Here is a 3,033-nt window from a genome sequence, read left to right as displayed (position 1 = left end):
GCGCCGCCGACTTCCTGTCCAAGCCGATCGATCCCTGGGTGCTGCGCACGAAGGTCAACGTGTTCCTGGAGCTGGACCGCAAGAACCGGCAGCTCGCCGTGCAGGCGGAGCAGTTGCGCCGCCTGCTCGTCGCCGAGCAGACGCCGCGCGGGGCAGGCCGGCAGGCGGCGACCGCGGAAGGCCCGCTGGAGGGCACCTGGCCCGGGCCGTCGGGACAGCAGGACGGCATGGGAGCCGGCACCGGGGGCGCGGAGCGGCTGGCCGAGATCGCCGAGAAGCTCGTCCAGATCGAACTTCTGCTCCGCGAGGGGGAAGCGGCCGAGACGTCGCGGCTGGCCGAGCGGATCGCCGAACTGGAGCGGCAGGTCCACAGCCTGGCGAAGGGCGAGGCGACGTAGGAGCCGCTGGAGACCTCTCGCGGTCTCGCCCCTCCGCTGTCCGGTGCGTCCGCAGATGCGGCTACGGCGCCTGCACGAACCCCTCCGGCAGACCCGCCACGTGTGTTCCCCCGTCGCCGTCGACGGCCACCTCGAACCCGCGGTCCGCCAGCCGCAAGCCGGTGGCCCGCAACGGCCGGTAGCCGGCGGCCAGTTCGGGGCTCATCGAGATCCGGTCCCGCGGGGCGTCCGCCGTCAGACCCAGCACCGCCTGCAGGACCACCACCGAGGAGGCCGCGGCCCACGCCTGCGGGCGGCACGAGGCGGGGTAGGGGGCGGGGCGGCTGTCCCTACCGGCTCCGTGACCAGCGAAAAGCTCCGGAAGCCGGCCGTCGAAGGCCACCGATGCCCTGATCAGGCCGGCGATGAGCGGCTCCGCCGCCTCGTGCAGGCCGGCACGGACCAGCCCCTGCACGGCCATGGCCGTGTCGTGCGGCCATACCGAACCGATGTGGTAGCCGAGCGGGTTGAAGCCCGTGGAGTCGTCGGCCAGGGTGCGCAGACCGAAGCCGGAGTCGAGGTGCGCTCCGGTCAGGCGTGCCGCGACCAGGCGGCTCTCCTCGTCGTCGAGCAGGCCGGTGCCCAGCAGATGACCGATGTTGGAGGTGAGGGCGTCCAGCGGCCGCTTGTCGTGGCCGAGTGCGATGGCGGGATAGGGGCCCTCGGCGTCCTCGACCCAGAACCGCTCGCGGAAGCGCAGCCTGAGCCGCTCGGCCCATTCCTCCCAGCGGTCCGCGTCCGGGCGGCCGAAGGCCCGCAGCAGCGCGGCCGCGCCGAGGGCCGCCTCGTGGGCGTACGCCTGGACCTCACACAGCGCGGTGGGGGGCTCGGCCAGCCGTCCGGCACGGCTGCGGACCGCGTCGCCGGAGTCCTTCCAGCCCTGGTTGGACAGTCCGCGCCCGGTGCTGTCGACGTACTCCAGGAAGCCGTCGCCGTCGGCGTCCCCGTACCGGTCCATCCAGGTGAGTGCCGACTCGGCGTGCGGCAGCAGGCGTTCGACCTCCTCGGGGCGCATGCCCCAGCGCCAGGCGTCGTGCAGCAGTGTCACCCACAGCGGAGTGGCGTCGACGGTGCCGAAGTAGCAGGGCGGGAGGGTGAGTTCGCCGCCGAAGTCGAGCCCGTCGCGGCGCACTTCGTGCAGGATCTTGCCGGGCTGCTCCTCAGTGCCCGGGTCGACCGTGCCGCCTTGCCGGCGGGCGAGGGTGCGCAGCGTTCCGGCGGCGAGATCGGTGCCCAGCGGCAGCAGCATGCGGGCGGCCAGGATCGAGTCCCGGCCGAACAGGGTGAGGAACCACGGCGCGCCGGCCGCGAGGAAGGTGTCGTTCTCGTCCTGCGGGTCGGCCAGCAGCAGGGCGGCGAGGTCGGAGCGTGACCGCGCGAACCAGTGGTCGAGTCCGCGGTCGGCGCTGCGGAGCGTGGCCGTGTCCGCCAATCGGGCGCGGGCCTCGGCCGAGGCGGCGGCGAATGCCTGGCCCGCCTGGTCCTCGACGGTGCAGCGCAGCGTGGTCTCCCAGCGTGCGCCGGGGGCCAGTTCGACGCTGTAGCCCAGTGCGGCCGTCTGACCGGCCGCGGGCTCGACACCGTCGGGCGCAGGCGAGGCGGTCAGCCGCACGGTCACCGGGCCGTGCGACCAGGTGAGTCCGTCGGCCTGCCGGGTGGGCGGCACGTTCGGCACCGGACGGCCCGACTTGACGCTCTCCAGAAAGGCGAGGTCGCTCCCCGCGCGCAGCGTGAGCCGTACGGTCACCGCCGTGCGGCCCGCGTTGGCCAGGGTGAAGGTCTCCGTCAGCTCGCCGGCGCGGACGACGCGGTGCCGTTCGAGTGTGACGGCCGGGTCCGGACTGTGCTCCGCGAGTCCGCGCAGCACGGTACGGAACGAGGCCCGGTCGGCACTGTCGGGGCCGCCGCTGATGGGCGCGTTGGGCACCGACTCGGCGACCGCCTCGAGGAGCGAGAGCACCCGGCGGTCCCCGTGGTAGAAGCCGTCGGGTCCGCCGCCGATCCGACCGTCCGGGTGGGATACGGCCAGGCTGGGCGCGCAGAGCGTGAGGCAGGCGTCATGCAGAAAGGGCTGAAGTCCCTCCTGCGCGCCGGACGCCGCCGCGGCTTCCGTGCCGTCATGAGCCTTGACAGTGGTGTCCACGTGGCGCAACCTCTCATTCATTGGATCGATCAAACGACCCTAGCAGCGAGGTCAAGCGGTTACGCGGCCCCTGCGACCGGGAGTTCGACCGCCCCGAACGACCGCCCGAAACCGACCAGCCGAGCCCGGCCGGCCGAGCACCGTCCAGCCCGCACGGAGACGACATCTCATGCCCGCACGTTCCGCATCGCCGCCGCCCGCCCCCGGGTCGGGCTCGGTCACCATGGCGATGGTCGCCCAGCGGGCGGGCGTCTCCACCCAGACGGTCTCCAACGCGCTCAACACCCCTGATCTGCTGCGCCCGGAGACCTTGGAGCGGGTCCGCCAGGCAGTCGAGGAGATGGGCTACCGGCCGCACCGTGCGGCCCGCTCCCTGCGCACCCGCGCCAGCCGGCTCATCGGCTACGGTTTCCGGCTGAGCGATTCGGGCGTCTCCACCCCGGTGCTCGACCG

2 protein-coding genes and 1 pseudogene are annotated in these 3,033 nt (G+C 73.5%); 2 read left to right on the top strand and 1 reads right to left on the bottom strand.

Annotated elements, in window-relative coordinates; all coding sequences use genetic code 11:
* Positions 1–398 (top strand): annotated as a pseudogene (locus ACRDP3_RS07985) (response regulator); the annotation flags it as partial.
* A gap of 61 nt (positions 399–459) precedes the next feature.
* On the opposite strand, the gene ACRDP3_RS07980 reads toward ACRDP3_RS07985, so the two are convergent.
* A complete protein-coding gene (locus ACRDP3_RS07980; RefSeq protein WP_431516143.1) occupies positions 460–2,580 on the bottom strand; it encodes an amylo-alpha-1,6-glucosidase in 2,121 nt (706 codons plus the stop codon).
* Between the two features lie 169 nt (positions 2,581–2,749).
* Between ACRDP3_RS07980 and ACRDP3_RS07975 the strand changes: the two genes are divergently transcribed.
* Positions 2,750–3,033 (top strand): LacI family DNA-binding transcriptional regulator (locus ACRDP3_RS07975; RefSeq protein ID WP_431516142.1); only part of this gene is annotated, 284 nt, incomplete at its 3' end.

The organism is Streptomyces sp. (assembly GCF_050698815.1).
Classification (GTDB): Bacteria; Actinomycetota; Actinomycetes; order Streptomycetales; family Streptomycetaceae; genus Streptomyces.
The sequence above is the reverse complement of the archived record's forward strand: the minus strand, read 5'-3'. Positions and strand labels throughout refer to the sequence as shown.